Origin of the sequence: Sandarakinorhabdus sp., from assembly GCF_031430775.1 — a bacterium.
Lineage (GTDB): Bacteria > Pseudomonadota > Alphaproteobacteria > Sphingomonadales > Sphingomonadaceae > Sandarakinorhabdus.
The window spans coordinates 1-5,542 of sequence record NZ_JANPCD010000030.1; the positions used below are offsets into that span (position 1 = coordinate 1).

A 5,542-nucleotide genomic window follows, 5' to 3' on the forward strand; every position below is an offset into this window, starting at 1 on the left:
CCATGGACTTGCAGCGATAGCGGCGGCGGCGGGGCGGCTTGTTCGGGGTTTTCCGATGCGCGCGGGGTGACGCTTATGGTCGAATCACCCAGCCGCTGCGCGATCTGGCCGCGCACTTTCTCGACGCTCTCGCCGGGGAACATGCGGCAGTTCACATTGGCCTGGGCACGCTGCGGCAGGGCATTGCGGGCGTGGCCGGCATCCAACATCGTTGCCACGCAAGTGGTGCGCAGCGTGGAGTGCCAGCCCGGATCCTTGGAGACCATCGCATTGGCCGCGGCATCGGCCGGATTGGCGAGCAGGGCCCGGATGGCGGCGGCGGCTTGTTCATCGCTGATCTTGGTCATTTCCGCGAAATAGGCGCGCGTCGTATCTGACAGGATCACCGGGAAATCAGTCTTCGCCAGATTCACCAGGCCGGCGGCGAGTTCGTAAATCGCATTGTCGGGGCGCGGACGGCTGCTGTGACCGCCAGGATTGCGCGTTTCCAGCACGAAATCCTGATAGACTTTCTCGCCGGCCTGGAAGCTCAGGCTGATCGGCTTGCCGGCTGCATCGGCCTTGCCGCCGCCACCTTCATTGAGGGCGAATTCGGCCTCGATCCAATCCTTGTGGTTCTCGACCAGCCATTTTGCGCCATTGAAGGGCCCGCCCTCCTCGCCGCAGGTCAGCGCCAGCTTGACGGTCCGGCGCGGCGGTTTGCCGGCCTGTTTCATGCGGACCATCGCATCGGTGAAGATCGCGCCATGCGCCTTGTCGTCACTCACGCCGCGGCCATAGAAATAGCCGCCTTCCTCGATGAAGGCAAAGGGATCGCGCTCCCAGTCGGCGCGCTTCGCCTCCACGACATCGAGGTGCGACAGCAGCAAAATGGCCTTGGCCTTGCTGTCCCTGCCGGCCAGTGTGGCCACGAGTCCGCCGTCAAGCGGACGCTCGGCCGGGCCGGGGAACATGCGGATATCGGCGTCGGCATAGCCGGCGGCCTTGAGGCGTGCCGCCATGCGCTGGGCGGCGAGGCTGCAGCTGCCGGTGGAGACAGTCGTGTTGGTTTCCACCAGCTCCTTGTAAAGGCTGCGAAATGCGGCTTGGTCCGGACGCAGGTCAGCCGCAAGGGCAGGCGCTGCGGCCGTTGCGAGCAGCGCCGCAAGAAAGACAGGCTTCATTTTACCCCCGCATAGGCTTTGACCAGATCGAACAGATAGTCGCGCTCGGCCATCAGGCCCTTGACCGATATGCGCTCATTGAGGCCGTGCGCGTTGGTGCCGGGTTCCGAAAAGGCGCCGGGCACGCCATAGGTCGGGATGCCGGCGGGGATCAGGAAACGGCCATCGGTGGCACCGGTGCTCATGGTCGGCACGATGGGCACGCCCGGCCAGTGTTTGGCGGCAATCCTTGTGGCCGTGCCGAACACTTCGTCGGTCAGCGGCGGCGGCGGGTTGACCGGGTTGACCGGCGGCAGCGTCGTCACCTTGACCGGCGCATCACCGATGGCGCGTTCCAGCTGTGCCTGGATATCCTTGGGATCATCGCTGGGGAACATGCGGCAATTGACCGACGCGCGGGCGCGCTGCGGCAGGGCGTTGATGGCATGGCCGCCTTCCAGCAAGGTCGCAACGCAGGTGGTGCGCAGCATCGAATGGAAACGCGGATCCTTCGATACGATGGCGTCCGCTTCCTTATCGTCAGGGTTAGCGACGAGGCGCTTCATCGCCGCACCCATCGGGCCGGGGGTAATACCGGCCAGCGCCGTAAACGTGCCGCGCGTCACCTCGTTGAAACGGATGGGAAATTCATAAGGACCGATGCGCGCCAGCGCCGTAGCCAGTGCCGTGATGGCATTGTCGGGACGCGGCACAGAGCTGTGGCCACCGGGGTTGGTCGCCTCGATCTGGAAATTCTGGGTAACTTTTTCGCCGGCCTGAAAGCCGAGCGCCAGCGGGCTGCCATCGGGCTTGAGCGCGCCCGATCCGCCCTCGTTCAAGGCAAAATCCGCCTTGATCCATTCGGGGTGCTTTTCGATCAGCCAGCGGATGTTGTTAATGCGCGGCATGGATTCCTCGCCGCAAGACAGGACCATCTTGAGCGTGCGTTTCGGCTTGGCGCCACTGGCCTTCAGGCGGACCAGCGTGTCGGTCCAGATCGCCGCCTGCGCCTTGTCATCAGCGGTGCCGCGCCCATAGAAATAGCCGCCTTCCTCGATGAGCGTGAACGGGTCGCGGGTCCAATCCTCGCGCCGGGCCTCGACGACATCAAGGTGCGCGAGCAGCATGACGGCGCCCTTTTTGGCATCGCTGCCGGCAAAAGTGGCGATCAGGCCACCGTCTAGCGGCAGGCCTTCGGGCACAAAGACATTCAGCTCGGCATCGGCAAAGCCAGCCGCCTTCAGCCGGGCCGCCATGCGATTGGCCGCGAGCGTGCAATCGCCGATGCTGTGGCTGGTGTTGGTTTCGACCAGCTCCTTGTAGAGCGCTCGGAACGCTGTCTGGTCGGGACGATCAGCGGCAAGCGCCGGCGAGATGGCGGTGGCCGCAAGCAAGGCGGCAGTCAGAAGATGGCGCAAAATCGGCTTCCCCGGTTTGATTTCGTGCAGTGTGGAGGACAAAAGGGGGCCGGGGCAAGCTGCGATTCTTACTCGGCATGTCCACACTTGCCCGGCGTTGCCGGGCGGCTGCCAGATTTGGAGCTGCCGCCGGAAATGTGCGACAACGGCGCTGTGAAAAAATCCGATGATCGCCGCGCCATCATCATCGATGCGCTTGCCGGCCATGTGCTGGCGCATGGCATTGCCGCGTCCAGCCTGCGGCCATTGGCCGAGGCGGCCGGGCTCAGCGACCGGATGCTGCTCTATTATTTCAAGGACAAGGCCGAGGTGATGGCAGCCGCACTGGGCCGGGTGGCAGAGCGGCTGACCGCCCTGATGGCGCAGAAGGCGCAAGCCCGAACTTTACCGCCGGCCGCACTGCGTGACGCGTTGCTGCCGATGCTGCTGTCCGACGCGCTCTGGCCCTATATGTGCGTCTGGCTGGAACTGGCAGCGCTGTCGGCGCGCGGCGATCCGCTGTACCGGGGCATCGGCGAAGCGATTGGCCGCGGCTTCCTCGCCTGGGGCCGCGCGCATCTCGACAGCCCGGCCGAGCGCCTGGACGCGGACGCCCATGCGCTGCTGACCGAGATCGAGGGGACACTGCTGCTCAGGGCGCTAGGCATTGGCCCCGCGTGAAAAGGCCTAGTCGCGCAGCAGCTCGTTGATGCCGGTCTTGCTGCGAGTCTGGGCGTCGACCGTCTTGACGATGACCGCGCAATACAGGCCCGGCCCCGGGCTGCCGTCGGGCAGCGGCTTGCCAGCCTGACTGCCGGACACGACCACGGCATAAGGCGGCACCTTGCCGATATGCACTTCACCGGTGGCGTGGTCGATGATCTTGGTCGATGCGCCAAGATAGACGCCCATGGACAGCACTGCTCCGGCGCCGACTTCGACGCCTTCGGCCACTTCGGCGCGGGCACCGATGAAGGCGCCGTCGCCGATGATGACTGGCCCGGCCTGCAACGGTTCCAGCACGCCGCCGATGCCGGCACCGCCGGAGATATGGACGTTTTCACCAATCTGGGCGCAGCTGCCGACGGTGGCCCATGTGTCGATCATGGTACCGCGGCCCACGCGGGCGCCGATATTGACAAAACTGGGCATCAGCACGGTGCCGGGCGCGATATAGGCACCGCGCCGCACGACAGCACCGGGTACGGCGCGAAAGCCGGCGGCGCGGAAAGCGGCATCGTCCCAGCCGGCGAATTTCAGCGGCACCTTGTCGAAGTAATCCGCGCCGCCGGTCCCAGGCATCACGGCGCTGTCGTTGAGGCGGAAGGACAGCAGCACCGCCTTTTTCAGCCATTGGTTGACGCGCCAGCCGCCATCGCCGTCCGGCTCGGCCACGCGCAAGCTGCCGTCATCCAGCCCGGCGAGCGCGGCATCGACCGCATCGCGCAATGGCCCCATGGTCGTGAAGGACACGTCGGCGCGTGCGTCCCAGCCTGCGTCAATGATCGATTCGATGGTCATGCGGCCTCCAACTGTATCACGACGCCGGTCAGCCAGTCGGCCAGGTCGTCGATGATGAAATCAATATGATCGCGGTCCGTCCCCGGCCCCTGTTCGGAGCCATTGTCGATCCATACCGTGGTCATGCCGATGGCCTTGGCCGGCGTCAGGTTGCGCGCCATGTCCTCGACGAACAACGCCCGCGCCGGGTCGATGCCATGCGCGGCGCACATATGGGCATATGCCGGCGCTTGCGGCTTGGGCACATAATCCAGCGCATGAATGTCATGCAGGCCATCAAAGGCATGGGTCAGGCCGAGCCGCGCCAGCACGCGCTCCGCATAGGGAGCATCGGCATTGGTGAACACGAACTTGCGGCCGGGCAGGCGGGCGATCAGGGCGCCGAGTTCGGGATGCGGGTTCAGCACATCGATATCGACATCATGAACCTGGGCCAGAAAGTCGTGCGGATCGACATTGTGCAGCGCCATCAGGCCGGGCAGCGTCATGCCGTGGCTGTGGAACAGTTCTTTCTGTATGCGGTGCGCCTCGATGGGGTCGACGTTCAGCAGCCGCTGAATGAACAGGCCCATGCGGGCATCGATTTGCGGAAACAGGCTGGACCGCGCCGGATACAGCGTGTTGTCGAGATCGAAGATCCAGCTGTCGATGTGGCCAAGCATTGGCGGGCTTTAACCGGGCCTGTGATGCATGTCACGCGTGACAAGGCGTATCGGGGATGGGTCGCGGCGGGACGGCCAGAATATGCAAACCGGGGTCGGGCCGGAGGCAAACTCTTTTGCGGCCTGTCCCGCCGCAAGGCCACATTCGGAGGAATTGGCTTGCTGACCATATGCAGCATGACGCGGCGCCTGAGACTGTGACAATCCGGCACTGTGCGGATTCGCACAGGCAGCCGCGCCTCAGGGCAATTGCGCCTTGGGAAACCCGGTCCACACGCTGTCATAGTCGCTCTGCGCGCGTGCCATCGCCCAATCGGTGACGCGATAGGGCCAGCAGCTTTCGACCATGAAGGCCATGGTGCCATCGATCTTGTGCGGGGCCAGCGCGGCGCTGCTGGCGGCCTGCCAGCTTGGCGCGTCAGGGCCATGCGCCCCCATCATGTTGTGCAAGGACAAGCCGCCGGGGGCAAAGCCACCGGCCTTGGCGTCATACTGGCCGGTGATCAGCCCCATGGCTTCGCTCATCAGGTTGCGGTGGAACCAGGGCGGGCGGAACGTGTCTTCAGCCACCATCCAGCGCGGCGGAAAGATCACGAAATCGGCATTGGCGCGACCCGGCGTGTCGCTGGGGCTGGTCAGCACGGTGAAAATGCTCGGGTCGGGATGGTCAAAGCTGACCGTGCCAAGCGTATTGAAACGGCGCAGGTCATACTTGACCGGCGCGAGATTGCCATGCCAGGCGACAACATCGAAAGGCGACTGATCGAGACGCGTGACCCACAGCCGGTCACCGAATTTCTGCAACAATTCGAACGGCTCG

The 5,542-nt window shown here is 64.8% G+C and carries 6 protein-coding genes; 1 reads left to right on the forward strand and 5 read right to left on the reverse strand.

The window, feature by feature from the left end:
* Positions 1-1,163: M20/M25/M40 family metallo-hydrolase (locus RMQ73_RS01740; protein ID WP_310496253.1), on the reverse strand; the 1,163-nt coding region annotated here is incomplete at its 3' end.
* Positions 1,160-2,560, reverse strand: a complete 1,401-nt coding sequence (locus RMQ73_RS01745; RefSeq protein WP_310496254.1) for a M20/M25/M40 family metallo-hydrolase — start codon at positions 2,558-2,560, stop codon at positions 1,160-1,162. The genes RMQ73_RS01745 and RMQ73_RS01740, both read right to left, overlap by 4 nt.
* A 153-nt stretch (positions 2,561-2,713) precedes the next feature.
* Here RMQ73_RS01745 and RMQ73_RS01750 point away from each other — a divergent pair, with 153 nt between their 5' ends.
* The gene (locus tag RMQ73_RS01750) at positions 2,714-3,220 is read left to right on the forward strand and encodes a TetR/AcrR family transcriptional regulator (RefSeq protein WP_310496255.1); all 507 of its coding nucleotides are present in this window, start codon (positions 2,714-2,716) and stop codon (positions 3,218-3,220) included.
* 6 nt (positions 3,221-3,226) lie between these two features.
* Here the strand turns inward: RMQ73_RS01750 and dapD are convergent, their stop codons facing one another.
* The 3 genes from dapD to RMQ73_RS01765 all read right to left on the reverse strand — a co-directional run.
* Positions 3,227-4,060 (reverse strand): 2,3,4,5-tetrahydropyridine-2,6-dicarboxylate N-succinyltransferase, encoded by an 834-nt coding sequence (gene dapD, locus RMQ73_RS01755; RefSeq protein ID WP_310496256.1) that lies wholly within the window; start codon positions 4,058-4,060, stop codon positions 3,227-3,229.
* Positions 4,057-4,722, reverse strand: coding sequence for a pyrimidine 5'-nucleotidase (locus tag RMQ73_RS01760; protein WP_310496257.1), 666 nt, complete (start codon positions 4,720-4,722; stop codon positions 4,057-4,059). Before RMQ73_RS01760 ends, dapD begins: the two co-directional genes overlap by 4 nt.
* Positions 4,723-4,962: 240 nt before the next feature.
* Positions 4,963-5,542 (reverse strand): homogentisate 1,2-dioxygenase domain-containing protein (locus tag RMQ73_RS01765; RefSeq protein ID WP_310496258.1); only part of this gene is annotated, 580 nt, incomplete at its 5' end.

Excerpts from the sequence above, each read along its gene's own strand:
- dapD (WP_310496256.1), bottom strand. The coding sequence starts at position 4,060 with ATGACCATCGAATCGATCATTGACGCAGGCTGGGACGCACGCGCCGAC.
- RMQ73_RS01760 (WP_310496257.1), bottom strand. The coding sequence starts at position 4,722 with ATGCTTGGCCACATCGACAGCTGGATCTTCGATCTCGACAACACGCTG.